General features: G+C 68.1%; 22 protein-coding genes and 1 CRISPR repeat array. Of the genes, 7 read left to right on the plus strand and 15 right to left on the minus strand.

Annotated features, from left to right (window positions below; all coding sequences use genetic code 11):
* Positions 1 to 687 precede the first annotated feature (687 nt).
* On the minus strand, positions 688 to 2,052 hold the full coding sequence (locus ACWGSK_RS25140) for a DUF222 domain-containing protein (RefSeq protein ID WP_452456930.1): 1,365 nt from the start codon (positions 2,050 to 2,052) through the stop codon (positions 688 to 690).
* Between the two features lie 764 nt (positions 2,053 to 2,816).
* Between ACWGSK_RS25140 and ACWGSK_RS25145 the strand changes: the two genes are divergently transcribed.
* The gene (locus ACWGSK_RS25145; RefSeq protein ID WP_452456931.1) at positions 2,817 to 3,581 is read left to right on the plus strand and encodes a transposase family protein; all 765 of its coding nucleotides are present in this window, start codon (positions 2,817 to 2,819) and stop codon (positions 3,579 to 3,581) included.
* Positions 3,582 to 3,892: 311 nt separating this feature from the next.
* Here the strand turns inward: ACWGSK_RS25145 and ACWGSK_RS25150 are convergent, their stop codons facing one another.
* The 4 genes from ACWGSK_RS25150 to ACWGSK_RS25165 all read right to left on the minus strand — a co-directional run bounded on the left by ACWGSK_RS25150 (position 3,893) and on the right by ACWGSK_RS25165 (position 6,186).
* Entirely contained in the window at positions 3,893 to 4,375 is a 483-nt protein-coding gene (locus ACWGSK_RS25150; protein ID WP_452456932.1) for a DinB family protein, read from the minus strand.
* Complete coding sequence (locus tag ACWGSK_RS25155; protein ID WP_452456933.1) at positions 4,368 to 5,027, minus strand: SAM-dependent methyltransferase; 660 nt, start codon at positions 5,025 to 5,027, stop codon at positions 4,368 to 4,370. Before ACWGSK_RS25155 ends, ACWGSK_RS25150 begins: the two co-directional genes overlap by 8 nt.
* A gap of 83 nt (positions 5,028 to 5,110) precedes the next feature.
* The gene (locus ACWGSK_RS25160; protein ID WP_452456934.1) at positions 5,111 to 5,710 is read right to left on the minus strand and encodes a helix-turn-helix domain-containing protein; all 600 of its coding nucleotides are present in this window, start codon (positions 5,708 to 5,710) and stop codon (positions 5,111 to 5,113) included.
* The gene (locus ACWGSK_RS25165; RefSeq protein WP_087100514.1) at positions 5,707 to 6,186 is read right to left on the minus strand and encodes an MmyB family transcriptional regulator; all 480 of its coding nucleotides are present in this window, start codon (positions 6,184 to 6,186) and stop codon (positions 5,707 to 5,709) included. The genes ACWGSK_RS25160 and ACWGSK_RS25165 overlap by 4 nt, the downstream gene beginning before the upstream one ends.
* Before the next feature lie 93 nt (positions 6,187 to 6,279).
* Between ACWGSK_RS25165 and ACWGSK_RS25170 the strand changes: the two genes are divergently transcribed.
* Entirely contained in the window at positions 6,280 to 7,011 is a 732-nt protein-coding gene (locus tag ACWGSK_RS25170) for an SDR family NAD(P)-dependent oxidoreductase (protein ID WP_452456935.1), read from the plus strand.
* An 81-nt stretch (positions 7,012 to 7,092) separates the two neighbouring features.
* Positions 7,093 to 7,487: a CRISPR direct-repeat array (repeat unit 29 nt; unit sequence CGGTCCATCCCCACGTGCGTGGGGCTCAC).
* 164 nt (positions 7,488 to 7,651) lie between these two features.
* Here the strand turns inward: ACWGSK_RS25170 and ACWGSK_RS25175 are convergent.
* The 3 genes from ACWGSK_RS25175 to ACWGSK_RS25185 all read right to left on the minus strand — a co-directional run bounded on the left by ACWGSK_RS25175 (position 7,652) and on the right by ACWGSK_RS25185 (position 10,511).
* On the minus strand, positions 7,652 to 8,083 hold the full coding sequence (locus ACWGSK_RS25175) for an HIT family protein (protein ID WP_087100515.1): 432 nt from the start codon (positions 8,081 to 8,083) through the stop codon (positions 7,652 to 7,654).
* 60 nt (positions 8,084 to 8,143) lie between these two features.
* Positions 8,144 to 9,280, minus strand: coding sequence for a hypothetical protein (locus tag ACWGSK_RS25180; RefSeq protein WP_143847424.1), 1,137 nt, complete (start codon positions 9,278 to 9,280; stop codon positions 8,144 to 8,146).
* 184 nt (positions 9,281 to 9,464) lie between these two features.
* On the minus strand, positions 9,465 to 10,511 hold the full coding sequence (locus ACWGSK_RS25185) for a zinc-binding dehydrogenase (protein ID WP_087100517.1): 1,047 nt from the start codon (positions 10,509 to 10,511) through the stop codon (positions 9,465 to 9,467).
* 220 nt (positions 10,512 to 10,731) lie between these two features.
* On the opposite strand from ACWGSK_RS25185, the gene ACWGSK_RS25190 reads away from it, so the two are divergent.
* Together ACWGSK_RS25190 and ACWGSK_RS25195 are read left to right on the plus strand one after the other, a co-directional pair.
* Positions 10,732 to 11,037, plus strand: coding sequence for a hypothetical protein (locus ACWGSK_RS25190; RefSeq protein WP_087100518.1), 306 nt, complete (start codon positions 10,732 to 10,734; stop codon positions 11,035 to 11,037).
* A gap of 126 nt (positions 11,038 to 11,163) precedes the next feature.
* Complete coding sequence (locus ACWGSK_RS25195; protein WP_452456936.1) at positions 11,164 to 11,829, plus strand: poly-gamma-glutamate hydrolase family protein; 666 nt, start codon at positions 11,164 to 11,166, stop codon at positions 11,827 to 11,829.
* Between the two features lie 108 nt (positions 11,830 to 11,937).
* On the opposite strand, the gene ACWGSK_RS25200 is transcribed toward ACWGSK_RS25195, so the two are convergent.
* The 7 genes from ACWGSK_RS25200 to ACWGSK_RS25230 form a co-directional block, all read right to left on the minus strand.
* The gene (locus ACWGSK_RS25200) at positions 11,938 to 12,102 is read right to left on the minus strand and encodes a hypothetical protein (protein ID WP_160049359.1); all 165 of its coding nucleotides are present in this window, start codon (positions 12,100 to 12,102) and stop codon (positions 11,938 to 11,940) included.
* 71 nt (positions 12,103 to 12,173) lie between these two features.
* Entirely contained in the window at positions 12,174 to 13,007 is an 834-nt protein-coding gene (locus tag ACWGSK_RS25205) for an aldo/keto reductase (RefSeq protein WP_087100520.1), read from the minus strand.
* A gap of 264 nt (positions 13,008 to 13,271) precedes the next feature.
* Positions 13,272 to 14,453 (minus strand): MFS transporter, encoded by a 1,182-nt coding sequence (locus tag ACWGSK_RS25210; RefSeq protein ID WP_452456937.1) that lies wholly within the window; start codon positions 14,451 to 14,453, stop codon positions 13,272 to 13,274.
* Positions 14,450 to 15,196 carry a respiratory nitrate reductase subunit gamma gene (gene narI, locus ACWGSK_RS25215; protein ID WP_087100522.1) on the minus strand — a complete coding sequence of 249 codons (747 nt, stop codon included), beginning with the start codon at positions 15,194 to 15,196 and terminating at the stop codon, positions 14,450 to 14,452. Before narI ends, ACWGSK_RS25210 begins: the two co-directional genes overlap by 4 nt.
* Positions 15,193 to 15,849 carry a nitrate reductase molybdenum cofactor assembly chaperone gene (gene narJ, locus ACWGSK_RS25220; RefSeq protein WP_358515777.1) on the minus strand — a complete coding sequence of 219 codons (657 nt, stop codon included), beginning with the start codon at positions 15,847 to 15,849 and terminating at the stop codon, positions 15,193 to 15,195. The genes narI and narJ overlap by 4 nt, the downstream gene beginning before the upstream one ends.
* Entirely contained in the window at positions 15,846 to 17,408 is a 1,563-nt protein-coding gene (narH, locus tag ACWGSK_RS25225) for a nitrate reductase subunit beta (protein ID WP_452456938.1), read from the minus strand. Before narH ends, narJ begins: the two co-directional genes overlap by 4 nt.
* 31 nt (positions 17,409 to 17,439) lie before the next feature.
* Positions 17,440 to 21,099, minus strand: coding sequence for a nitrate reductase subunit alpha (locus ACWGSK_RS25230; protein WP_452457016.1), 3,660 nt, complete (start codon positions 21,097 to 21,099; stop codon positions 17,440 to 17,442).
* Positions 21,100 to 21,387: 288 nt separating this feature from the next.
* On the opposite strand from ACWGSK_RS25230, the gene ACWGSK_RS25235 reads away from it, so the two are divergent.
* The 3 genes from ACWGSK_RS25235 (at position 21,388) to ACWGSK_RS25245 (ending at position 25,240) form a co-directional block, all read left to right on the plus strand.
* Complete coding sequence (locus ACWGSK_RS25235; RefSeq protein ID WP_452456939.1) at positions 21,388 to 22,104, plus strand: helix-turn-helix transcriptional regulator; 717 nt, start codon at positions 21,388 to 21,390, stop codon at positions 22,102 to 22,104.
* A 152-nt stretch (positions 22,105 to 22,256) separates the two neighbouring features.
* The gene (locus tag ACWGSK_RS25240; RefSeq protein ID WP_452456940.1) at positions 22,257 to 24,800 is read left to right on the plus strand and encodes a multicopper oxidase domain-containing protein; all 2,544 of its coding nucleotides are present in this window, start codon (positions 22,257 to 22,259) and stop codon (positions 24,798 to 24,800) included.
* Positions 24,800 to 25,240: a hypothetical protein gene (locus tag ACWGSK_RS25245; protein ID WP_452456941.1), complete on the plus strand. Its 441-nt coding sequence runs from the start codon at positions 24,800 to 24,802 to the stop codon at positions 25,238 to 25,240. Before ACWGSK_RS25240 ends, ACWGSK_RS25245 begins: the two co-directional genes overlap by 1 nt.
* Positions 25,241 to 25,330: the final 90 nt, after the last annotated feature.

A 25,330-nucleotide genomic window follows, 5' to 3' on the forward strand; every position in this document is an offset into this window, starting at 1 on the left:
GGTGGGGGTGGGTTCTCCCTCCTTCCCCGCCGCGTGATTGTTGCCGCCCGCACCGCACGCGTCAAGGCGATGGTGTGTGCTGTAGCGATCGGGCTAGTGGCCTTGACCCGTGCGGTGCGGGCGGCGGTTTGGCGGCTATCGGGGAAGGGGGGGAGAGTGGTTGAGGTCCCAACGGCCCTGTGGGCCGGGGGCCCACTCCGGCCGCAGGCGGCCGGATCCTTTCCCCTCCCTCTGGCTTTCTCGTTGAGCGCGTCGCCACTACGTGACGGGTCCGGTCACGAAGGGCCCGCTACAGGTGGGGTGGGTGGTGGGGCGCGTCCCTGCGGTAGCCGGCTCTGGCAACAAGACCACGCCGGTGCCGGTAGCAGCCCCCGGTACCGGCGGGCAGTGGTGGTGGGGGTAGCCCCGGTGCCGGCACCCGGCACTGTGCCCGCAGTGGGGTGGCAGTGGTGCCAGTACCAGTGCTGGTACTCGCAGTAGAGGCAGTGCCGGCAGGTGTGCTGCCGGTACCCCCAACGGGAGCCACTCCGTCCCCGGGATATGGCTCGGGGTGGGGGTTCGTGGTGGGGGCATGCCGATATCCCCACAGGACACAGGGCCCTTGGGGTCTGACACCCAACCAGGGGTGATCTCGCGGTGGTGGTGTTCCACCTGGCGGAAACGGGTGGTCGTGGAAACGGGTGGTGGTTAGAGGGCGGTGGCTGGGGCTGGCTCCCCCTCCCCATCCCCGGACCCGCTGTCCTTTCCCGCTTCCTGGCGGTTCTGGGCGTGGTGGTGCTCCCAGATCTGCCGGTTCACCTTGGCCTGCAACCGGTGCTTGAGCCGGTTATGGGTCGAGCAGAGCACCTGCATGTTCTCCGCGCTCGTCACCCCACCGTGGGAGAAGGGGACGATGTGGTCGTACTGCGACCAGCTACGCGGCACGTCACAGCCCTGGTGCCACTCGCAGGTGAACTCTTTGAACCCGGCCGCCTGACGCACCGGGTCCGGAGCGCACCGCTGCTTTCGCCCCACATCCAACAGGGTCCGGCCTTCCTCGTCGGTCACGAACCGGCGCAACCAACTCTGGGGGGTCAGGCGGGCCACCATCTGGTCGGGGATGACCACACCATCCTCGGTGGTGGCCGGCTCTGCGGTGACGTCGCCCAGGAACCGCTTCAACGGGACGGTGATGTTCAGCGTGGCCAACGCCTGGGGGGCCTTGGCGCACTCCCGATGGCCCAGAGCGGTCTCGAAGATCCGCATCATCGCGTCATAGGTGCGCTGATGCTTCGGCACAGCGGCGTTCTCCGGCCCATACGGTTCGGTGTAAGCCTCCAGGGCGGCCTGGATCAGCTCGTTATCGGCCCCAGGCCCCCACATCCGCAGCAAAAACCCGGACTCGAACGTCGGCGAGAACTGGGCGCCCCGCTTCTCGAACGTTTCATCGTAGTCCCGGTCGGCCTTATCCGGGTCCAACCGTGCGACGAACCATTTCGCCGCGTCCCGCAACTGACGCACCGACACCTGCGGACGCTCGTGCTTGTAAGCGATCAGCCCGTATTCCAACCGGGCCCGAAAACCCTCCACATCCGGGCGGGTGGATGTGAATTCCTCATCCGCTGTTTCGAGGACCTTCGTCCACTCGGCGGTGGCTTTTTCGGTGGAGGTCGCGATGGCGCACGCTTCCCCCAACGACAGCACACTGTCCTGGAAGGCTTCTTCCACGAGGGGCAGCTGTTGCTTGTGTAGGGCTCGGGCGAGGGTGGCCAGGTTGTGGGCCTCAGCGGGGGTGGTGCCCCACTGGTGGGTGATCCATGCTTGGATGCTGCGCTGTCCGCCCTCTTCCAGTAGAGCGCCGGTGGCTTCCATGCGGGCCAGAGCGGGCAGCATCCCATAACGGATCCGGTCAACTTCCCCATTGAGGCGGCCGAACTGGTCGAGCACATCGGTTTCGCACCCGAACGGGATATCCCGGCCGGAGAATTCCACCGCCATCTCCCGCGCACCCGCCATCGCCTTATCGACCGGGGTGTCCCCGGTCGGGCGCGGTGTGCTGGGAGGAAAGCTCATACTCTGATTATATGCGAACGCCCACGAAAATGGCAGGCCTACTCGCCAGTTTATTGGCCGAATTCTGAGGCCGGCATGCCTATCATGGAATGGCTCTTATTGTGGGTTATCCACAACCCTTTTTTCTGCCACCAGAGCCGGCTACCGCTGGGACGCGTACCGCCCCGTGCCTCACCTGTAGCGGGCCCTTCGTGACCGGACCCGTCACGTAGTGGCGACGCGGCCCACGAGGACACCAGGCGGAAGGGAAGGGATCCGGCCGGCTACGGCCGGAGTGGGCCGAAGGCCCACAGGGCCCTAGGGACCCCGACCACTCTCCCCCCTTCTCCGATAGCCGCCAAACCGCCGCCCGCACCGTACGGGTCAAGGCCACCAACCCCATCGTCACAGCACTCGACATTGCCTTGACGCGTGCGGTGCGGGCGGCAACAATCACGCGGCGGGGAAGGAGGGAGAACCCACCCCTACCCCGCCTAACAACCCCAAGAGCCAGAAACCTCAGGCGCCCCACCCACACAGCGCCCACTAACCCCAAGGCTCTCGACCCCAGGCGCCCCCACCAACAACCCGACACCCGCCACGGTGACCAAGGCGGCGGCTTCAGTTCCTTCGGTCTTCTCGACACCGGAAGTGACACTGAGCCCTTTTCAACCTGAAGGTGCAGGTCACGCCTCTGCACCGACCATCCAAAACCCCTCCTGAACAGCAAAAAGCCCCTGGTAGAGGAGTTAACGACCAAGAAAATCCAGCACCAGAGGCTCCACATGCTGTTGTACCGTTCCTGCCTGCCGTTGTCACACCGGACCTTGAACCTGGCCGCCCGCACCATCCGCGCCCACCGCAAGAACACCGGTTCCCGATGGCGTCGCCTGAACCCCGCGCAACAGGCCCTGCTGGTCCTGGTCCACCTGCACAAAGGCGAGACGTTCACCCAGGTCGCAGCCGGTTTCGAGGTAGGAACCACGACCGCCTGGCACTACGTGCGCGAAACCACGGCCCTGCTCGCCCAGCAGGCACCCACCCTGGAACAGGGCCTACACCGCGCACGCCGCAAGGGATGGGGGTACGTGATCGTGGATGGCACCCTGATCGCCCGCGACCGTGTGGCGGCCGACCGCCCGTTCTATTCCGGCAAGCACAAACGCCACGGCATGAACATCCAGGTGGTGGCCGCACCCAACGGGGAACCCCTGTGGACGTCGTGGTCACTGCTCGGATCGGTGCACGACACCAGAGCCGCCCGGGTGTGGAAGATCGCCGAACGCATCAAGGCCGCAAGGCTGCTCGGCCTGGGCGACAAGGGGTACGTGGGCCTGTCACAGGTGGTGTTCTGCCCGTTCAAGGGCCAGGGCAAGCCGCAGTGGAAGAAGGACGCCAACTCTGAGCACGCCAAGCTCCGCAGCCCCGGGGAGCGGGCCTTCGCCCAGCTCAAGAACTGGGACGTCCTACGCCGGTTGCGATGCTGCCCGCACCGGGCCGGAGAGATCACCCGAGCCGTACTCGTCCTTCAACTCCGAGAAGCAGGATGAAAAAGGCTCACTGTGTACCACTCCCTGCGTATCGGAGAGCGTGATCCGGGCGGTGAGGGACAGGAAGAGTACGTCGAGCCCCCTGAGCTTTCCCTCTTATGGGTACCTGAGCAGACCAACCTGATCCCGTTGTGCTTTCCGGCTCCGCCGCTGGATGTGGAGACCGTGAATTTACAGGCCGGGGTGTTCGGCACCTTGGAGGGCCCGCCGTTAGGGTGAGGCCCTTGGCAGGATAGGACCCGGGCATGAAGGCCCATCACGCCTCCATGCTCGGGGCTCACGCGTGGCCGATGGAGTTCACGCGACCTGCTTCATCGGCCGGTGTCACCATCGATCAACTCACGAAGGATGTCGAGGTGACCGGCGTGACGACCGGTTTCCTCGATCATGTGCACCAGGGCCCACCGCATCGACGGCGCGGACCCGCCCGAGTGGGCCGGCTCCTCAAGGTCCGTACAGGCGCCGATGGCCCGATTCGCGGTGGCTATGACATCGCGGTATCCCTGAAGGACGCTCTCCGTGCTCTTGCGCTGATCGGCGTGGAAGGTGGCCGCCCAGTCATGGGGCTGCTCACCGAGGAAGAGTCGGCGTTCGACATGGGTCAGGTGTTCGATGAGACCGAGCAGGTTCGTGCCGGAGGCGACCCCTGGGACACGCACCCACTGCTCGGGAGCGTTCGCCACCTTCGCCAGGGCACTCTCTCGCAGGTAGTCCAGGAAACCGGTGAGGACCTCCTTCTCACCCGGGCCGGTCCTGGGCGGCGGCCGGTCACGTCGACGATTCAAGTCAGGCATTGTGTCCGGCCACCACCACGTTGTCGATCACGCGTGCGGTCCGACCCTCTGGTCCTTGGGCTGTCCGGGAGCGTCGCTCGCACACGAGCGGCGACCAGTCGCCTCCCAGGTCGAGCGAACGCCACAGCTCCTCTGGCGTCGGATGGTCCTGACGCTGCTCCCACGACCAGGGCGCACTGGAACCATGGTCGATGACGATCAGCAGCCCACCCTCGGTCACCGATTCCGACACCTGGCGCAGGATGGTGTCGCGGTCGATGTCCGCCAGGGTGTGGAAGTAGTTGGCGTAGACCAGGTCCCACGCCTTGGGCTCGGGCAGTGAGAGGGCCAGGTCGTGGTGCCGCGTGCGCAGGCGATCCGCCAGACCGGTGCGGCGGGCACGTTCGTTCAGCGTGGTCAGCGCCTGTTCTGAGATGTCGACGGCGGTGACTCGCCATCCCCTGGCGGCGAGCCAGAGCGCGTCTCCACCACGGCCGCAGGCGAGTTCGAGCGCCCTACGAGTGCCCGTGGTCGGTGGTACGAGGCGCGGATCCTCCATGAGCGCGGTGAAGGCCGGACTCGGCCCGGGGTCCGGTGAGGAAGGATTCTCCTCGCGGTACCGGCCTTCCCAGAACTCACGGTCGGACGAAAGCGGTGCGGTTTCTGATTCCATGTCGCCATGTTGGGCGTCTCCGACCCTCGGAAGCACACCTTTGTGCAGATATGCAAAGAACCCGTCCATGCGAGGCCGGCCGTTCAGTCCTCGTGCAGGTGGACGCGTTCGCCCTGGGCGCCGAAGACCACCAGGACCTCGGCGGATTCCCGTTCGGCGGGGTTGCCGATCCAGTGCGGCGTACGGGTGTCGAACTCGACGGCCTCTCCGGCCTCCACCAGGAAATCCTGCTCACTACCCAGAACCAGGCGGACGCTTCCCGAGAGCACGTAGAACCACTCGTGCCCTTCGTGTGTGCGCATCCTGGGCGCAGCGAGGGACCTGGCGGGTGGGTAGACGACCTTGTAGGCCTGGACCCCGCCGGCACGCCGGATGAGGGGGATGAACGTGAGACCGAACCGGCGTACCGGGTGCAGGTGTACGCGCGGATCGCCCACGCGGGGCGCGTCGACGAGTTCATCGATCGGGACCCGGTAGACCCGCGAGAGTGGCAGCAGCTGACCCAGGTTCGGCTGGACCCGGCCGGTCTCCAGTCGCGAGAGGGTGCTGGGGGTGATGTCGGTCCGTTGCGCCAGTTCGGTCAGGGTCAGCCCCGCCTGCTTGCGAAGGGCCCGCAACCGCGCGCCCACGGCGTCGAGCACCGCCCGGTCTTCGGCGTCGTGGTGCGCCGGTTCCCGACTCATGCTTCAGATGCCCAGAACCGTGGTTCCGCGTCCACGGTGGGCAGGTCGGCCGAGGCCAGCAGAGCCGGCTTCTCCGCGTCCGTGGATCCGGCGTCCGGGTGGTACACGACGAGTTGCAGGGTCTCGGCCCCGCCGATGCTCAACCGCTCCCGGTTGAGGCTGAGTTCCCCCACCTGCGGGTGATCGAAGCGGAGCTTGGTCCCGCGCTGCCCTCGCACTTCGTGGCGGGCCCAGAGATCACGGAAACGGGGACTGGCCAGGGACAGCTCTCCGGTCAGCTCGATGAAGCGAGGGTCGTCGATGTCACCGCCCACGACAGGACGGGGGTCGAGCGCACTGGCGAGCATGGCGACCTCTTCACACCGCAGCTCGGGCACTCGCCGCGCTCCGTAGTCGGGGATACCAGCCTGCTCGGGCGTGACCAGTTCGCGCCGAGCACGCAGGAACGCGCCCAGGGGATTCGATGTCTCGCTCATAGGTCCAGCCTAGAAAATTTCAGAGCGAAGAGAGGGGGTCCTGCCACACCCCAGACTCCGCGAGGCTCTGTTTCCAGAGCGTGACCGTTCCTAGTGTTCCCAACGAAGCGAACGGAACAGCTACTCCAAGGGGACGAACATGACGGTCACACTGATCACCGGGGCCAACAAGGGCATCGGTTTCGAGACGGCACGGCAGCTTCAGGCGGCGGGGCACACCATCTACATCGGGCTCGTGACGTCGAGCGAGGGGAGAAGGCCGCCGCCGAGCTCGGCGCACGCTTCGTCCGACCCGACGTGACCGACGATGCTTCGGTGGCAGCGGCACTGGCCACCATCGACTCGGCCGAGGGGCGGCTCGACGTCCTGGTGAACAACGCGGGCATCCTGCCGACCGGAGACCCGGACGGCCCCAAGGCCCTGCTGGCCTTCGACACCAACGCGGCGGGGGTCGTGCGCGTCACGGAGGCTGCGCTGCCCCTGCTGCGCCGGTCGTCGAACCCCACCGTGGTGAACATTTCGAGCAGCGCCGGATCCTTCTGGGCGGTAACCAACCCGGATCGGCCGGAGTTCGCCCTGCCGATCGCGCTCTACTCCGCGTCCAAGGTCGCGGTCACCATGTTGACCGTCCAATACGCCAAGGTCCACCCCGGCATCAAGTTCAACGCGCTGGAGCCCGGCACCACCGCGACGGACATGACCGCGGCCCTCGGGATCGGGAGGCCGGTGGAGGAGAGCGCCGAGGTCGTGGTGCGCATGGCGACCCTCGGCCCGGACGGCCCGACCGGAACCCTCCAGGACGAGTCAGGGGAGTTGCCCTGGTAATCGCCCAGCAGAACCGGCACGTGTGGCCACCGGAGCGGAACACCCCACCGACATGGGCTTGGACCGGAAGGTGTCGAAGTTCGGTCCATCCCCACGTGCATGGGGCTCACGTTTTGGACGAGGCCTGGGTTGCCGCCCTGGCCGGTCCATCCCCACGTGCGTGGGGCTCACCCGCGCAGGCTGCAAACCCACCACGGGGGAGCCGGTCCATCCCCACGTGCGTGGGGCTCACTCGAACCCTGGTTCGGCATCGTCGAGTTCGGTCGGTCCATCCCCACGTGCGTGGGGCTCACGCGCCGTCGGCGCCATCCTGCCCCGGGTCACCCGGTCCATCCCCACGTGCGTGGGGCTCACCCACAGGTCGGCGGCGGTCATCAGAAGGACATCGGTCCATCCCCACGTGCGTGGGGCTCACGGCCACGTTCCGGTGGCCATGCTCGCGGCCACCGGTCCATCCCCACGTGCGTGGGGCTCACAGTTAACGACCTGCAACAACGCGGCATGTTATCTCCGCGTTATGTTCAGATCAGGCCGAGTTCCGAGCCGGGGTCACCTCTTCGACGCCGTCATGATCCCATATACCGATCCCTGACCAACGACACACAGAACCAGGTCACCGAGGGACTCGGGACAGCGCGGGTCAGGTCCGGGGTGGAACGGCGTGGGGGAAGTCCAATTCTTGGAGGGCGGTGCGCAACCGCTCGGCCGCCGCTTCCAGAACGTTCCGGTCCTCTTCCACCTCCACCGTGGTGAAGTCGAAATCGGACAGGTCCCAGACCGGGGCCACGTGGACGTGCATGTGCGGGACCTCGAAGCCCGCGATCACCATCCCGGCACGAGGGGCGTCCCAGGCCGCGCGTACACCCTGACCGATGGCCTGGGCCACCTCCATGCACTTGGCCAGGAGCGCGGGCTCGATAGCGGTCCAATGATCGACCTCGGCACGGGGGACGACCAGAGTGTGGCCCGGGCGGAGCGGGGCGATGGACAGGAAGGCCACGACCTCCGGATCCTTCCAGACGAAGTGCCCGGGTAGGTCACCGGCGATGATCTTCGAAAAGAGGGTCGGCATGGGAAGGCCCTTCTTGTCCGCGAGTGGCGTCCTCAAGGTTCTATCAGGGACCTCGGTCGATCAATCGAGTCCGATCCCGTGTTCGTCGACCAACGGTTGCAGCCACGCTTGGAACTCTCGGTCCGGGCGCACTTCCCACATACTCGGAACGGTGACGTCGAACTCCGACTCGACCCAGGCACGGAACAGAGCGTGGGCCTCCTTCGCCTCCTGTCCCTCGGCGTCGTCCTCATCATCGAACGCGTCCGGTTCGGCGCCGAAGGCATGGTCGACGAATTCCCGGTACCCGATCGCGACCAGCTTCAGGAAGTCGACGGGGTCGTCCGCGAGGCGGATCCCTTCGCCGCCTTCCGAGGAAAGCGCCACGAAGCGAGGCGCACCTGAGTCGTCGAACCAGAGCAGGGCGAGGCCGCCAGAGCCGTCGGTCTCCGCGAGCGGGATGAGGCGCTCGGCGCCGGGCGCCTCGGGGTCGAGCCACCCACGAACCGACAAACCCGCCGAGAACACCGGACCGAGTTGGAACTCTCCCGGATAGGGCGTGAGGAACGGGTCTCCCCCGGCGTCCTCACCTCCCCACCCCTGCGACTCCATGAACGACCACGCACGACCGAGTTGCTCGGGGAGGACGACACCGGGCGGGAGGGTCGCGGCCAGGCGCCCCTCGACGGCCGAAACCTGTGGAGCTTCGCCCGTCAAGTCGAAGACCGCGTCCTCCACGGCGGCGCGGGAAAGGACCAGGAAGGTCAACATGAACCGCAGTTCCTTGTCGCCTTGACCACTGATCAGGGCGACGTAGCGGTCTCCCCGTCGCCAGACCAGGACGGTCGTGTGGTTGAGCGTGGTGAGGACGACGTCCAGGACCGTGCAAGCGTGGGGGTCGTCCGAGACCTGGATGACGGTGGGTTCGCCCCAGGCCTCACGTGCTGCTCGCTCCATCGTGTTCGCCACCGGCTCGGCCTGTTCCAGCATTGCGGTGTGAAACTCACCGGTGGAGTCATCGAAGAAGTCCGGGCTGCGGAGCAACTCGATCTCGTGCAGGTCGACGTCATCGCTGGACGTGATGCTGATGTCGCCGATGCGGTGTTCGAAGGGGGTGTCGGCGTCGGTGTGCCAAGGTTCCACCAGCATCAGCTCGACCGCCTCGATCGCCTGTTCGGGGGAGGCGTCGGCGAACTCCTCGAACAAGTGCTCCTCCACGGCATCCTCGTTCCGTTCTCCCCTCTGGGGAAAGCCCTTCGTCGGCACCGTTCGTCCTTCCGGTTCTGCGTGGCCACGACCGTGGGAACCCTTGATGGAACCCGTGATCACGGCCCGGGTCCATCGACGATATCCGTGCCCGTGTCACCAGAGCCCGTCTCCCCTAGGCGCGGGGTCCTCGACGTCATGGCGACAAGGTCAACACCAGCTTGCCCACGTGACGACGTTCGTTCAGGGCGGCCTGGGCCCGATGCACCTCTGCGAGGGGGTATGTGCTGGCCACCACCGGGCTGACCGCCCCTTGACGGGCCAGGTCCACCAACCGACGAAAATGTGCCGGAGTGTGCATGCTGGAACCGATGAGGCGCAGTCTTCGCGTATAGATCCTTCGCACGTCCACCCGGGCTTCGTTGCCGCCCAACGCTCCACCGATCACCCATCGCCCACCGAGGCGCAGTCGGTCCATCCCCTCCGTGATGCCGTGGCCGCCGACGACGTCGAGCACCGCGTCGACACCTTCGGGTACCTGTTCCCACACACCCGTCGTGCCGCGATCCAATACCGTCCCGGCGCCGGCTTCACGAACCGATGCCAGCTTCGAGGAACTGCTGATGGCGATGACGTGGGCTCCCCGGGCCACGGCCAGCTGGACCAGGGCCAGGCCCAGGCCGCCGGAGGCGCCGGTGACCACGACCGTTTCACCTGCTTGCACTCCCCCTCGCTCCAACATCCCCAGAGCGGTTCCGTAGGAGGTCGGCAGACAGGCCAGTTCGACATCGCCGAGTGGGGAGTCCTGGACGAGGTGGACCCGATCCGCGGCCACCACCGTGTACTCGGCGTAGCCGCCGTCGCGTTCGCTGCCGAGCAGACCCACGGGTTCGGCGTGCTCACCGGGACCGTCATAGAGGGCCGGGTCCACCAGAACCCGTGCGCCGAGCAAGCCGGAGTCGACACCCTCACCGGTCAGCGCGACGGTGCCCGCGATGTCGGCCCCTTGAATCCTCGGGAAGTCGATCGCTCCGAGCCATCCGGCGCGGGCCATCGGTTCACCCGGCAGGCCGTAGGAGCCCTCCCGGGTCCACACATCGGTGTTGTTCAACGCAGCCGCGCCCACACGCACCAGGACCTCACCCGTTCCCGGCGTCGGGACCCGCACACGGGCCAACTCCAGGGCTTCGGGTCCGCCGTGTCTCAGCAGTCGAGCCGCGAGCATGGTCTCGGGGACGGTCATGAATTCGCCTTTCGTCGCGAGCGCACAGGTCCGTGACCTCCACATTCCCTATTCCAGGTCCCCGACTCCAGGGAATCCGGGATTACGGTGACGCGGGGCGTGTGATACGACGGATACACGTCGAAACACGGTTCGAGGAGGTGGTGGTGATGGGTCTGTACGCCTAGCCACTCGCCCGGAGGTTCCGGAATCACGAGTGGCGGGTTCCGAAAGGAACGAGATGTCCCGTACGGACAAGACCAAACCACTGTGGGTACGCCGGCGTGAACACGCTCCGTCGGCGATGCACGACCACCGATGGGGTGACTGCGACCTACCGCCCGCCCCGACCCGCGAGGAACCGACGACCCGCTGCCGGTGGGAGCACCCCGATTCCATGCTCTTTCGTCGCGGATGCTGCGCCGGGTGCCACAAGCGTGGATGCACCACCGAGTGGCAGGCCTTCAACAAGGAAGGCAACCGCAAGCGCCGCCACCGGGACCGGCTCCTGACCCTCCGTTCGGTGCACGAGGCCAACACCCGTTAGACGTTCCAGGACGCCCTCACGGTACTTCGCCGTGGGGGCGTCTCGTTTTCACTCGGACGTCATGGTCTGTCGGTTCACCGCCCCGTAGCATGTGCCCCGCGATCACCCCCGCTCGGAAGGACCCACATGCCCCTCAGGACCGCCGCTGTCGCCGCCGTGGCCCTTCTCGCCATCCCGTTTGCGCCCGCTGGACCCGCAGCCGCCGATGACACCTACTCCAGTTACGCCGAACTCGCCGCCAACGAGACCGAGGGCACCGACTACCGGCGTTCCACCCGTGAGGGCAGCACCGACGTCGCCCACATCGCCATCCATGGCGGCGGCATCGAACGCCCCACCACCGAACTCGCCGACCACGCCGCGCAATCCGGTGACCACGCCTTCGCCACGTTCGAGGGAATCAAACCGACCGGCAACAGCGTCCTGCACATCACCTCCACTCGCTTCGACGAGCCCATGACCGTCGACATCGTCGCCGACTCCGACTACACCGTCTCCTGGCACGGAGCCGCCGGGGACGAGTCCCTCACCTACGTGGGCGGTCTGGACACCGACCTGCGTGACGCGGTGCGCGAGGAACTGCGCGAGGCCGGGTTCGAGGTCCCCGGTACCATTCCCGATCACCTCAAGGGCGAGAGCCCCGACAACATCACCAACCGCAACACGAGTGGTGAAGGAGTCCAGCTCGAACTCACCCGTGGCCAGCGCGACGAGCTCATGATCGACCGCACCCCCACCGACGCCTTCGACGACTACGTCGCCGCCGTCGAACGGGCCGTTGCCCAGCGCTGACCCGATTCACGGCTGTCCGGTCACTCGCCCACCAACGGCTTGCCGAAGACGGAAGGTCGGAGTTCGCGCGGGCTCCTGCTGTCACTGGCTTCGACACAAAAGCGCCGGTCAAGGGTGGTCGAGGGCCGGGCGGGCGGCGGGCGCGGTGACGGTGGCGTGGTTGTCGCCGGTGAGCATCGCGACCCGGTAGCCCGCACCGCGCAGCCAGGACGACGGCGGTTCTGTCGGCTGAACCCGCCGTCCCGGGTGCCGTTCGTGATCGGCGCGACCCACGAGGCCTTCTCGCTCCTCTACATCGTGCTCCATGTTCTTGGATCGAGCCCGACCGCGTACACGTCTTCGCCTCAGAACTCCTCGTACGTGGCGGGGTCCTGACCCGCCAGGCGACCGTCCGGACGTCCCAAGGCCGTGATCGCCGCGACCTCGGTATCGGTGAGCGTGACATCGAGCGCGCCAAGGTTCTCGACTTGACGTTCGTCGGCTGCGGCTTTCGGCAGCGGGATGGCGCCACGCGCGATCTGCCAGGCGAGCACCACCTGCCCGGGTGTGGCGCCATGGTCCCGGGCGATCGCGCCGACGTCGTCACGATCGAGCAGGTCGTTGCCGCGCCCGAGCGGACTCCACGCCTGGGTGAGGATGCCGCGCTCGGAGTCGTAGGCGAGCTGCTCGCTCTGGGGGAAGTACGGGTGCAGCTCGATCTGGTTGACGTCGGGTAGTACGCCGGTGCGCTGCTGAAGGGTTTCGAGATGTTCGGGCAGGAAGTTGCAGACGCCGATCGCGCGGACGAGGCCACGCTCTCGCGCTTCGATCAGTGCCTCCCACGCCTGCACGTACAGTCCCTGCTTCGGATTCGGCCAGTGGACGAGGTAGAGGTCGAGGTGGTCGAGCCCGGTCCGGTAGACGCTCTCCTCGATCGTGCGTACGGCCGTGTCATACTCGTGGTGCCGACCCGGGAGCTTCGAGGTGACGATCAGGTTGTCGCGGTCGACGCCCGATGCACGAACAGCACGGCCCACCGTGCCCTCGTTCTCGTAGTTGAAGGCCGAGTCGAGCAGGGTGTACCCGTTGGCGATCGCACGGGAGATCCCGTCGACGCCTTCCGTTCCGTTGAGCTTGTACGTACCGAACCCGATCTCCGGCAGTTTGAGGCCCGAGTGCGAGGTGTGCGTGTTGGTCATGCGTCCCCCTGTTCCTGGTCGTGTCCTGTGTATCGGGCGTTACCCACCACGGCACGGTTCAGGCCTCACCCGGTGTGGCGGGACCCGGGGCTAACACCGGTGACACTGCCTCGTAGAACCGGCACAGCGGCCCGTCCCCACGGGCACCTCTCCTTCGACCGACCCGAATGGAACTCCTTCATCGAGACCATCCGTCCCACCGACCGATGAGTGTGGGGCGGTGGGCGACCTTCCACCCACCACCCCACGACCCCTACTCGATCACTACACCTCGGCCTCGACCTTGGGGCGGTCGCGGAACGCCACCCCCGTATAAACCGCGGTCCCCAACGCCACCGCTGCCAGCAGCACGAACCCGAAGGCGTACGCCCCCGACGCCTGGAACACCACGCCCATGACCAGCGGCGGGAAGTACCCACCGAGCCCACCGGCCGCGCCCACGAGCCCGGTGACGGTACCCACCCGGGCCGGTTCCACCAACTGCGCGACCAGGGCGAACACGCCTCCGGTGCCCAACCCGAGGAAGGCCGCCATCAGCACGAACACCGTCCCGGCCGCCAGCTCGGCCGGTGGGTGGAAGACCAGCGCGCCCGCCATGAGCGTGGTCCCGACGAAGGACACCATGCACACCCGCACAGGGCCGACCTTGTCGGAGAGGATGCCGCCCGCCGGCCTGGCCACGACGGCCACCAGGGCGAATCCGGCGGCGCGCAGGCCCGCCTCGGTCTGGGCGAACCCGTAGGCGTTGTGCAGCAGGGTCGGCAGGTAGGTGGAGAAGGCCACGAACCCGCCGAAGGCCACCGCGTACAGCAGGATGTTCTGCCAGGTCGCCCGCAACCCGAGGGCTCCGCGCAGGCGCGGCATCAGCGGGTCGGTGGAGGGCTCCCATCCGGGCGGGTTGCGGCACACCACCAGCACGAGCACGCCCATCAGCACCAGCGCCACGGCCATGAACACGTGTGTGCCCAACAACCCGATCGTGTCGGCCAGGTACGGGGTGAGGAACGCCGACAGCGCCGTTCCACCCATGCCCGCACCGAACACGCCGGTGGCGAATCCTCTTTTCTCCGCTGAGTGCCAGCGGCTGACGAACGGCACACCGACGGCGAAGGAGGTTCCCGCGATCCCCAGGAAGAACCCCAGCACCAGCAGCATCGGGTAGGAGTCCCCGACGAAGCCGAGCAGCAGCACCGGCACCACCGAGACGAAGGCGACCGCCGCCATCATCACCCGGCCACCGTAGCGATCGGTCAAAGCCCCGACGGGGATCCTGCCCACGGCCCCGATCAGCACCGGAAAGGCGATGAGCACGGAGGTCTCGGTGGGGCTCAGGTCCAGGCGCGCGGCGTAGTCGGGTGCCAGGGGCGCGATCAGGTTCCACGCCCAGAACATGAGCGCGAACGCCGCCGTGGCCAGGACGAGGTTGGTTCTGGCTCCGCTGTTCATGGCATCCGGCTCCCGTCCTCGACGTTCTCCCACCCGCGACGCCCGCGGCGTTCACCCATCCGGGTGTCCCGTGATCGGTACAACACGTAGGGCCGCCACAGGTAGCCGAGCGGCGCGCTGAACACGTGCACCAGCCGGGTGAACGGCCACAGCGCGAACAGCGCGAGGGCGGAGAGCGTGTGCGCCTGGAAGGTGAGCGGCGCGGCGGCCATCAGGGCCGGGTCCGGGTCCAGGACGAACAGCCCGCGGAACCAGATCGACACCCCTTCCCGGTAGTCGTAGTGGCCGATGACGTTGCCGACGATGGTGTTGGCCATGCCGGTGACGATCACCAGCCCGAGCCCCACGTACATGAGCTTGTCCATCCGGCTGGTGGCCCGGAAGACCGGTCCGACCAGGCGTCGGCGCAGGATGAGCAGGGTGAGTCCCACGACCACCGCGATCCCGGCGACCAGGCCGAGGCCGACGGCCATGACGTGGTAGAGCTCGTCGGTGACGCCCACGGCCGCGGTCCACGACTTGGGGATGAGCAGGCCCACGACGTGGCCGCCGATGACGGCGAGCATGCCGAAGTGGAACAGGGGGCTGCCCCAGCGCAGCAGCCGGCTCTCGTACAGCTGGGTGGACAGGGTGGTCCAGCCGAACTTGTCGTAGCGGTAGCGCCAGTAGTGGCCGACGAGGAAGACCGCCATGCAGGCGTAGGGGACGATGACCCACAACACCGTTTCGAGTGCGGTGTTCACGAGTGCACGCTCCTGGTTTCCGGAGGTGGGAAGGGGGCGAGACCGACTTCTTCGACGGGTGGCCCCTGGGCCACGAGTCGGGCGACCTTGTCGTCGATTCGGTCGGTCTTGGGCGGCAGAGTGGCGTTGATCGCCGTGACCGCGCCGGTGTAGAGGGAGTCGGCGTCGCGCAGGGCCAGGTGCAGCAGTTCCAGCCCGGCCCGGTACCGGTTCAGTAAGCGCGTGCCGCCGACGGGGTCGACCGTGGCGGCGAATTCCAGGACCACGCACAGGTGGTCGGGGAGTTCGTCCTCGTCGAGGAGGAAACCGGCCCTGCGGTAGGCGTTGGAGAACGACAGCAGGGCGGCGCCGCGGTTTCGGGTGTCCCCGTGCGCGTAGTAGGTCAGGTGCAGGCACGAACGCCGGTGCAGGTCGAAGGTGCCGACGTAGGTTTCGGCGAGTTCGGGCGGTGGGGTCGAGGCGAGCCGGTCGATCACCCCGATCAGGTCCGCGCGCGGTGGGTCGGGTAGTTCCTCGGCCGCCTGGCGCAGCATCGGCAGGTCGGCCAGGAGCCGCTCATCGGGGTGGGCCAGCACCAGGGCGGCGATCCTGTGGGTCAGGGCGCGTTGTCGATCGGTGATGGGGTGGCGTTTGAGCGCCTTGAACAGGCTCATGTGTGTTCCCCCGACCGACGGATCGAGGGCATGGGCAGCGACACCTTGCCTCCGGTGAGCGGGCCGCCCTTGTCCGGTCCGCCGGCGCCGGGGCCGCCCATGCCGGGTCCGCCCTCGGTGTCCAGGCTGCATCCGGTGGCGAAGGCCTCCAGGGAGTGCGCCTGTTCGGTGTGCGCGGGCGGGATGACGTAGCGGTCCTCGTACTTGGCGAGTGCGAGCAGCCGGTACATGTCGTACACGCTCTCGCCGTCCATGCCCACGGCGTGGGGGATGCGTTCGTCGGTCTCCCGTCCGAGGTTGATGTCGCGCATGTAGGAACGCATCGCGGCCAGGCGGCGCAGTGAGTCGGTGACGGGTCCGGTGTCTCCGGCGGTGAAGAGTTCGGCCAGGTACTCGATGGGGATGCGCAGGCTCTCGATGGCCGCGAAGAGGTTGTCGCGGTCCTCGGCGTCCTGGCCGGTCTCGGACACGGCGTCCACGACCGGGGACAGCGGCGGGATGTACCAGACCATGGGCATGGTGCGGTATTCGGGGTGCAGGGGCAGCGCCACCTTGTACTCGTTGATGAGCGAGTGGATGGGCGAGCGTTGGGCCGCCTCGATCCAGTCGCGGGGGATGCCCTCCTTCTCGGCGGCGCGGACGACCTCGGGGTCATTGGGGTCCAGGATCAGTTCGCGCTGTGCGTCGAGGAGGTCATGGTCGTCCTCCACCGAGGCGGCGGGCAGGACGGCGTCCATGTCGTAGAACACCAGGCCCAGGTAGCGCAGCCGTCCCACGCACGTCTCGGCGCACACCGTGGGCATGCCGACCTCGATGCGGGGGTAGCAGAACGTACATTTCTCGGCCTTGCCGGTGCGGTGGTTGAAGTAGATCTTCTTGTAGGGGCAGGCGGTCACGCACTTGCGCCAGCCCCGGCAGGTGTCCTGGTCCACGAGCACGATGCCGTCCTCGCTGCGCTTGTAGATGGCCCCGGCGGGGCACGCGGCGGCGCAGGAGGGGTTGAGGCAGTGTTCGCAGATGCGGGGCAGGTAGAACATGAAGGACTGCTCGAATTCGAGCTTGACCTTGTCGGAGACCTTGCGCAGGACGGGGTCGTCCTGGGCGAGCTCGGGACCGCCGGCGAGGTTGTCGTCCCAGTTGGCGCTCCACCGGATCGCCATGTCGCGGCCGCTGATGAGCGACTTGGGTCGGGCGACCGGCGTGTGCTCCTGGAGCGGGGCGTTGGTGAGCGTCTGGTAGTCGTAGGTCCAGGGCTCGTAGTAGTCGTCGATGCCGGGCATCGTGGGGTTGGCGAAGATCGTGGTGAGGTTCTTGAGCCGACCGCCCGAACGCAGGGACAGGCGTCCGTTGGGTTTGCGGACCCAGCCGCCCTTCCACTTCTCCTGGTCCTCGTAGGTGCGAGGGTAGCCCTGCCCGGGCCGGGTCTCGACGTTGTTGAACCACACGTACTCCATGCCGGCACGGTTGGTCCAGGTCTGTTTGCAGGTGACCGAACAGGTGTGGCACCCGATGCATTTGTCGAGGTTCATCACCATGGCCATCTGAGCCATCAACTTCATTCGTACTCCTCCCCCGTTCCGATCGACCGCATCAGTACTCCACCTCTTGGGAACGCCGACGGATGACGGTCACCTCGTCGCGCTGGTTACCGGTGGGGCCGATGTAGTTGAAGGCGTAGCTGAACTGGGCGTAGCCACCGATGAGGTGGGTGGGCTTGACCAGCAGCCGGGTGATCGAGTTGTGGATGCCGCCGCGTTTGCCGGAGGTCTCGGCGCGGGGAACGTCGATGAGCCGGTCCTGGGCGTGGTGCATGTACACGGTCCCCTCCGGCATGCGGTGGGAGACGATGGCGCGGGCCACGACCACGCCGTTGCGGTTGACCGCCTCGATCCACTCGTTGTCGCGCACGCCGATCTTGTCGGCGTCGGCGCCGCTCATCCAGATGGCCGGGCCGCCCCGGGACAGGCTGAGCATCAGCAGGTTGTCCTGGTACTCGGAGTGGATGGACCACTTGTTGTGCGGGGTCAGGTAACGCACGGTCACGCCGAGTTCGCCGTTGTCCCCGACCTCGGGTTCCTCGAAGAGCCGGTGCATGTTCAGCGGCGGCCGGTACACGGGCAGGTTCTCTCCGGCCTCGGTGATCCAGTCGTGGTCGAGGAAGAAGTGCTGGCGTCCGGTGAGGGTGTGCCAGGGCTTCTTGCGTTCGACGTTGATGGTGAACGGCGAGTATCGGCGTCCACCGCTCTCGCTGCCCGACCACTCGGGTGAGGTGAGTACCGACACCGGTGCGACCTGCACGTCGGCGAAGGTGATCTGTTTGCCCTCGCTCTCGGCGGACAGGTCGGCCAGTTCGGTGCCCACCCGCTTCTCCAGGGTGTGGAACCCCTGGGTGGCCAGGCGTCCGTTGGTGGTGCCCGAGAACGCCAGGATCGCTTCGCACATCTGGGAGTCGCGTTCGAGCGCGGGGCGTCCGTCGGCCGGCCCGCCGCGCACGGTGCCGTTGACCCGGCCCAGGTAGTCGATCTCCTTGTCGACGTTGTAGGTGATGCCCTTGGTGGTCACGCCGAGCTTGTCCGCGAGCGGGCCCAGCGCGCCGAGTTTGGCGGCGATCGCGGTGTAGTCGCGTTCGACCTCCACGAGCTTGGGCATGGTCACGCCGGGGATGGGCTCGCACTCACCGAACTTCCAGTCCAGGACGGTGCCGTTGGGGGTGGCCATCGCGTCGGGGGTGTCGTGGGTCAGCGGCACGGCGACCACGTCCCGTCGCGTGCCCAGGTGCTCGACGGCCAGTTCGCTGAAGGCGCGGGCGAGTCCGTGGAAGGCGTCGAAGTCGGTGCGGGCCTGCCAGGGCGGGGAGATGGCCGGGTTGAACGGGTGCACGAACGGGTGCATGTCCGTGGAGTTCAGGTCGTGTTTCTCGTACCAGGTGGCGGCCGGGAGTACCACGTCGGAGAAGACGGTGGTGCTGGTCATCCGGAAGTCCAGGGACAGCAGCAGGTCGAGTTTGCCCTCGGGTGCTTCCTCCCGCCAGCGCACGTCCCGGGGGCGTTGGCCCTCCGGCGCCTCCTCGGTTCGTAGGGAGGAGTCGGTGCCGAGTAGGTGCTTGAGGAAGTACTCGTTGCCCTTGGCGGAGCTGCCCAGCAGGTTGGCCCGCCACACGGTCAGGACCCGGGGCGCGTTCTTGGGCGCGTCGGGGTCCTCGCAGGCGAAGCGCATCCTCCCTTCCTTGAGTTCGCGCGGTACGTACTCGGTGATCGGGAGTCCGGCCTGGCGTGCGTCGTCGGCCAGGTCCAGGGGGTTGCGGTCGAAGGTCGGGTAGGAGGGCATCCATCCCATGCGCGCGGACTGGGCGATGACGTCGGCGGTGCTCATGCCCTCGAACAGGCCCTTGCCCAGCCCGGAGGAGACCTGGTCGGCGCTGAACCGGTCGTAGCGGTACTGGTCGCTGTGCAGGTACCAGAACGCGGTCTGCACCATGTGTCGGGGCGGACGCGACCAGTCCCCGGCCGAGGCCATCTGGTTGTAGCCGGTGAGGGGGCGGGTCTTCTCCTGGCCGACGTAGTGCGCCCAGCCGCCGCCGTTGACGCCCTGGCAACCGGTGAGCGTGGTCAGGGTGAGGAAGGCGCGGTAGATGGTGTCGGAGTGGAACCAGTGGTTGGTTCCGGCGCCCATGATGATCATGGAGCGGCCCTTGGACTCCTCGGCGTTGGCGGCGAACTCGCGGCCGATCCGCTCGGCGCGGGCGGCCGGGACGCCGGTGAAGGTCTCCTGCCAGGCCGGGGTGCCCGGCTCGTCGGGGTCGTCGTAGCCGGTCGGCCAGGTGCCGGGCAGGCCCTCGCGACCCACGCCGTACTGGGCGAGCAGCAGGTCGTAGACGGTGGTGACCAGGTGGCCGCCCACTCGGCGCACGGGTACGCCGCGGCGTGAGGGCGGGGCGTCCTCGGTGTCGAAGCGGGCCAGGTGGACCTCGACCGCCTCGCCGTCCGAGCCTTCGTACAAGGTGAGTCGGGGCTTGGTGTCACCGAGTTCGAGGTTCCACTTGCCCTCGCCCTCCTCGCCGTAGCGGAAGCCCAGCGAGCCGTTGGGGACCACCGGTTCTCCGGTCGTCTCGTCCAGGACGACCGTCTTGAACGCGGTGTTCTCGCCTTCTCGGCCCAGGTCCTGGGCGGTGAGGAACTTGCCGGCGCGGTGGCCGTCGTCGGTCTCCTCCAGACGCACCAGGAACGGCAGGTCGGTGTAGCGACGCACGTAGTCGTCGAAGTAGGGAGTGGTGCGCTCCACGAAGAACTCGCGCAGCACCACGTGTCCCATGGCCATGGCCAGGGCGCCGTCGCTGCCGGGCCGTGCGGCCAGCCACTCGTCGGCGAACTTGGTGTTGTCGGCGTAGTCCGGGGAGACCACGACGACCTTCTGACCCCGGTAGCGGGCCTCGGCCATCCAGTGGGCGTCCGGGGTGCGGGTGACGGGGACGTTGGAGCCCCACATGATGAGGTAGCCGGCGTTCCACCAGTCACCGGACTCGGGCACGTCGGTCTGGTCACCGAACACCTGCGGGGAGGCGACGGGAAGGTCGGCGTAGAAGTCGTAGAACGAGAGCATCGAGCCGCCGATGAGCCCGTAGAAGCGGGAGCCGATCGCCTGGGAGACCATCGACATCGCGGGGATCGGGGAGAAACCGGCGACCCGGTCGGGGCCGTGTTCGGCGACGGTGTGCACGTGGGCGGCGGCCGCGATCTCCAGGGCCTCCTCCCAGCTCGCGCGCACCAGTCCGCCCTTGCCGCGGGCGCGCTTGTAGCGGGCGGCGCGTTCGGGGTCGTCGACGATGTCGGCCCAGGCCAGGACCGGGTCGCCGAGGCGCTCGCGGGCCTCGCGGTACATCTCCAGCAGCACACCGCGCACGTACGGGTAGCGCACGCGGGTGGGCGAGTAGGTGTACCAGGAGAAGGCGGCGCCGCGAGGGCAGCCTCGGGGTTCGTACTCGGGGCTGTCCGGGCCCACCGACGGGTAGTCGGTCTGTTGTCCCTCCCAGGTGATGATCCCGTCCTTGACGTAGACCTTCCAGGAACAGGATCCGGTGCAGTTCACCCCGTGGGTGGAGCGCACCACCTTGTCGTGGCTCCAGCGGTCTCGGTAGAAGACGTCGGCGTCTCGGCCGCCGACGCGGTGGACGGTACGAAGGTCCTCGGACACCTCTTGTGGGCGAAGGAATCTGCGGGTGCGCAGAAGTGCGTCGGAGACCGGACCGTCCATACCGGGCGCGGGCCCGGTTTCGGAGTTTTCGCGCGGATCGTAGCGGGTCACTACTGAGGTCCTCTCTCCTTCGACGACCGCCTGCGGTCGTCTCGGTGACCTGTTGCCCTTCCCACCCCACCAGCGGACGTGGCAGTCGGACCAAAGTCATGAGTCCGGGATCGTCCCGCGAAGGTCTGTACTGGTGGTGGGCCTTAAGTCCCCCCGGGTCGCACGTGCATCCGCACGTCCACACGCTTTTTCACTACCTGCGTTGTATTTACAATCGGGACCGTGTAAACACAAGGTGTGAACGACCACGGGAACCAAGGGCGAACGTCCGCCGGCACGGGGATCGACCCCGGCGAGCATCGGGTCCTGGCCGACCCCAGCCGGGTCGCCGTCCTGCAGATCCTGCGCCGATCCGACCATCCGATGGACGTCCGCGAGATCGCCGAGGTGGTCGGGTTGCACGCCAACACCGTGCGCTCACATCTGGCGTTACTGACCGACCGGGGGTTGGTCCTGGCCGACCCCGAGGAGCGTGATCGGCCCGGGCGCCCGCGCACCCTGTACACCCCGGCCGACGACGATGAACAGCGCGACTACCGGATGCTCGCCGAAGCGCTCGTGGCCCACCTGTCCGCCATCGAGGGCGATCAGGCCGAGGCCGCCGTGCGGGCCGGGCAGGCCCAGGGAGAACGACTGATCGACTCCCGTGGAACGCGCCCACCCGTGGACGCCGACACCGCCCGTGCCACGGTGACCGACCTCCTGCGCGAGACCGGGTTCCGCCCCCGCCCCTCCCCCGATGGCACCCGCATCGACCTGCGTCATTGCCCTTTCCGTGAGGTGGCCGAGGCCGCCCCGGACGTGGTCTGCGGCGTCCACCTGGGCATGATCCGCGGCGCCCTGGAACGCATGCGCGCGCCCGTGGAGGCCGTACGGTTGCGCCCCTTCGCCACCCCGGGACACTGCGTGGCCGAACTACGCGAAACGGAGGTGGAGGACCCTCCCGGGAGCTGAATCGCGCTCCCGACGTCTCTCGCCCGCCAACAACGTCCCCTTTTCCGTGCCACCGGGAGCTCATCGCCCACCGTGCCCCGGAGCACACGCCCCTTGGGCCGGAACCGGCCGGCCGCGCACGCGGTCGTCCCCTGTTCGGAAACGGAGCCGTCATGCCCGCCACGTTCGTGCGTATCGAACGCCCCGACCGGCCACCGCCGCTGCCAAGGCACGTGTCCTGGCACGCCCGCGCCAACGCGATCGCCCTGGTCTGGGCGTTGCTCGCGGTGTGCGCCGCCGCGACCGTCGGCCCGCTCGGTCTGCCCTCCTGGTTGCCCGTGCACCTGCTCCTGCTCGGAACGGTCACCAACGCGATCATCACCTGGACCGAGCACTTCACGGTCGCGTTGCTGCGCCTGCCCGCGACCTCGGACCGCTACCAGGCCGCCCGGCTGACCGTGCTCAACACCGGCGTCGTGGTCCTGGTGGTCGGAGCGACCTCCACCCTGATCCCCTTCGCGGTGGTCGGCGCGGTGGCCGTGCTGGGCGTGGTCGTGGTGCACACCCTGGCCCTGGCACGCGCCTGCCGAAGTGCGTTGGGCGGCGGGTTCGCCCACATCGGCGCCTGGTACACGGCGGCCGGCGCCTCGTTCGTGCTGGGGGCCGTGCTCGGCACGATGATGCTGTTCGACGCCGCCGGTCCCGAGGTCCGGCAACGGTCGTTGGCGGCGCACGTCCACCTCAACCTGTGGGGCTGGGTCGGTCTGGCGGTGATCGGCAGCCTGTTTACGCTGTGGCCGACCATCCTGCGCACCCGCGTCGTGGAGGGCGCGGGCACCGTGGCCCGCCGCGCCCTGGTCCCCGTCCTGGTGGGGTTGGTGGCGAGTGCCGTCGGGCTCGCCGCCGGCATGCGCTGGGTGGCCCTGGCCGGGATCGTGGTGTACGCGGCCGGGGTCCTGTTCTGCCTGGTCCCCTTGGTGCGCACCGCGCTGCGCAAACGGCCGACGGGGGCCGCGGCCTGGTCGGTCTCCGCCTCCCTGGTCTGGTTGCTCGCCGCGTTGGCGGTGGACGTCCACACCCTGGCCGTGCACGCCCCGCACGAGGTGCACACCGTCCTACAGCCGCTCCTTCCGCTGTTCCTCGTGGGCTTCGCCGGCCAGGTCCTATTGGGGTCCCTGACCTACCTGCTTCCCGTGGTCTTGGGCGGCGGTCCCCGCGCGGTCAAGGCCAACACCGCGCTGCTGGGTCGGGGGTGGCCGGTCCGCCTGGCCGCGCTCAACCTCGGCCTGCCGCTGACCCTGCTCCCGGGGCCGTGGGGCACCGCGGCGTGGGCACTGGTGCTCGCCTGCGCCGCGACGTTCGTGCTGCTCGCCGTGGTGGTCGTCCTGCGAGCCTGGGAGGTGACCGCCTCCCCCGGGCTGCTGGGAGCCGGGTTGGGCGCCGCGCTGACCGCGCTGGCGCTGGTGTTCGCCCTCGGTGTGCCCACCGACGAGGAATCCGCCGTCACCCCCACCGGTCGGACGAGCACCGTGGACGTGGCGCTCGGAGACATGGTGGTCGAACCGGGCACCATCACCGTCGACCCGGGCGACGCACTGGTGTTGGAGGTGACCAACGAGGACGCCCAACCGCACGATTTGCGCATGGAGAACGGAACGCGCACCCCCGTACTCGCGCCCGGGGAGAGCGCCACCCTGGAGGTGGGGGTGGTGGACGGTCCGTTGCGAGGGTGGTGCTCGGTGATGGGACACCGCGCCTCGGGCATGGAGATGACGGTGACCACCACCGGCGACGACCTTCCCGTCGCCGAACACGGTGAGCACTCCATGGGGGCCACCGATGCGCCGCTCGACCTGTCCGGAGAGTTTAGCCAGGATTGGGAACCCATCGACGCCGAGCTGGACCCGGCCCCCGACACCGACGAGCACGAGGTCGAGATCCGGGTGGGCGAGAGCGAACAGGAGGTCGCGCCCGGTGTTCGGCGCCCGGTGTGGACCTTCGGCGACACCGCGCCCGGGCCCGTCCTGCGCGGGAAGATCGGTGACGTCTTCGTCGTCACCCTGGTCAACGACGGCACGATGGGGCACAGCATCGACTTCCACGCCGGTTCGTTGGCCCCGGACGAACCCATGCGCACCATCGCCCCGGGCGAGGAGCTCACCTACCGGTTCACCGCCGACAAGGCGGGGGCGTGGCTGTACCACTGCTCGACCGCGCCGATGAGCCACCACCTGGCCAACGGCATGTACGGGGCGGTGATCATCGACCCGCCCGACCTGGCCGAGGTCGACCGCGAGTACGTGCTGGTCCAGGGCGAGCTGTACCCGGGTGAGCCCGGCGACGCCGAGCAGACCGAGCGCATCCGTACCGGACGACCCCAGGGGTGGATGTTCAACGGTGCCGCCATGGGCTACGACCACGCGCCGTTGGCGGCGCGGGTCGACGAACGTGTGCGCGTGTGGGTGGTGACCGCCGGCCCGTTGGACGGAACCTCCTTCCACGTGGTCGGGGCGCGCTTCGACACCGTCTACAAGGAGGGCGCCTACCTGCTGCGCCCCGACGACGACGGTGGCTCCCAGTCACTCGATCTGGGCACGGCCCAGGGTGGCTTCGTCGAGACGACCTTCCCCGAGGCGGGGCACTACCCCTTCGTCGACCACGATCTGCGCCACGCCGAGGGTGGCGCGCACGGACACTTCGAGGTGGAGGAACCCTGATGGAGGAAGCGGTCTGGGCAGGGGCGCGTTTCCTGCACGTGCTCTCGGCGATGTTGTGGGTGGGCGGACAGCTCACCGTGTCCCTGGTGGTCATGCCGCTGACCCGACGGACCCTGGAAGGCGAACGTCGCGCCACGGTGCTCACCGCCATCGGAAAGCGCTTCGGGACCCTCACGGCGGGGTTCTTCCTACCGGTCCAGCTGGGCACGGGGATCGCCCTGGCCTGGGGCGCCGGGGTGACCTGGGCCTCCCTGCTCGAACCCGGATACGGCCGGGTGCTGGCGGCGAAGTTGGCGTTGTTCTGTGTGGTGATGGTCGCGGCGACGCTGCACGGCGCGACCACCCGCACCAGGCCGCGTCTGGCCCGGACCATGGCGATGACGGGCCTGGTGACCTCGGTCGGCGTGGTCCTGCTGGCCACCCTGCTGCCGAGGATCTGACCGGGTAGAGCCCCGGCCCGGTCCGGGTCGGGGCCTCCGAGCGTGCGGCGGGCGGTGCGGATCGGACGTTGAGGATCACGGCCGGTCCCC

This window comes from Nocardiopsis sp. NPDC055551, assembly GCF_053619415.1.

What these genes read in the sequence shown, in the direction of transcription:
- ACWGSK_RS25140 (WP_452456930.1), bottom strand. Translation starts at nt 2,052, where the DNA reads ATGAGCTTTCCTCCCAGCACACCGCGCCCGACCGGGGACACCCCGGTC.
- ACWGSK_RS25205 (WP_087100520.1), bottom strand. Translation starts at nt 13,007, where the DNA reads ATGACCAACACGCACACCTCGCACTCGGGCCTCAAACTGCCGGAGATC.
- ACWGSK_RS25210 (WP_452456937.1), bottom strand. Translation starts at nt 14,453, where the DNA reads ATGAACAGCGGAGCCAGAACCAACCTCGTCCTGGCCACGGCGGCGTTC.
- ACWGSK_RS25185 (WP_087100517.1), bottom strand. Translation starts at nt 10,511, where the DNA reads ATGACCGTCCCCGAGACCATGCTCGCGGCTCGACTGCTGAGACACGGC.
- ACWGSK_RS25195 (WP_452456936.1), top strand. Translation starts at nt 11,164, where the DNA reads ATGCCCCTCAGGACCGCCGCTGTCGCCGCCGTGGCCCTTCTCGCCATC.
- ACWGSK_RS25230 (WP_452457016.1), bottom strand. Translation starts at nt 21,099, where the DNA reads ATGGACGGTCCGGTCTCCGACGCACTTCTGCGCACCCGCAGATTCCTT.
- ACWGSK_RS25155 (WP_452456933.1), bottom strand. Translation starts at nt 5,027, where the DNA reads ATGGAATCAGAAACCGCACCGCTTTCGTCCGACCGTGAGTTCTGGGAA.
- ACWGSK_RS25165 (WP_087100514.1), bottom strand. Translation starts at nt 6,186, where the DNA reads ATGAGCGAGACATCGAATCCCCTGGGCGCGTTCCTGCGTGCTCGGCGC.
- ACWGSK_RS25150 (WP_452456932.1), bottom strand. Translation starts at nt 4,375, where the DNA reads ATGCCTGACTTGAATCGTCGACGTGACCGGCCGCCGCCCAGGACCGGC.
- ACWGSK_RS25240 (WP_452456940.1), top strand. Translation starts at nt 22,257, where the DNA reads ATGCCCGCCACGTTCGTGCGTATCGAACGCCCCGACCGGCCACCGCCG.
- narH (WP_452456938.1), bottom strand. Translation starts at nt 17,408, where the DNA reads ATGAAGTTGATGGCTCAGATGGCCATGGTGATGAACCTCGACAAATGC.
- narJ (WP_358515777.1), bottom strand. Translation starts at nt 15,849, where the DNA reads ATGAGCCTGTTCAAGGCGCTCAAACGCCACCCCATCACCGATCGACAA.
- ACWGSK_RS25145 (WP_452456931.1), top strand. Translation starts at nt 2,817, where the DNA reads ATGCTGTTGTACCGTTCCTGCCTGCCGTTGTCACACCGGACCTTGAAC.
- ACWGSK_RS25245 (WP_452456941.1), top strand. Translation starts at nt 24,800, where the DNA reads ATGGAGGAAGCGGTCTGGGCAGGGGCGCGTTTCCTGCACGTGCTCTCG.
- ACWGSK_RS25175 (WP_087100515.1), bottom strand. Translation starts at nt 8,083, where the DNA reads ATGCCGACCCTCTTTTCGAAGATCATCGCCGGTGACCTACCCGGGCAC.
- ACWGSK_RS25190 (WP_087100518.1), top strand. Translation starts at nt 10,732, where the DNA reads ATGTCCCGTACGGACAAGACCAAACCACTGTGGGTACGCCGGCGTGAA.
- ACWGSK_RS25160 (WP_452456934.1), bottom strand. Translation starts at nt 5,710, where the DNA reads ATGAGTCGGGAACCGGCGCACCACGACGCCGAAGACCGGGCGGTGCTC.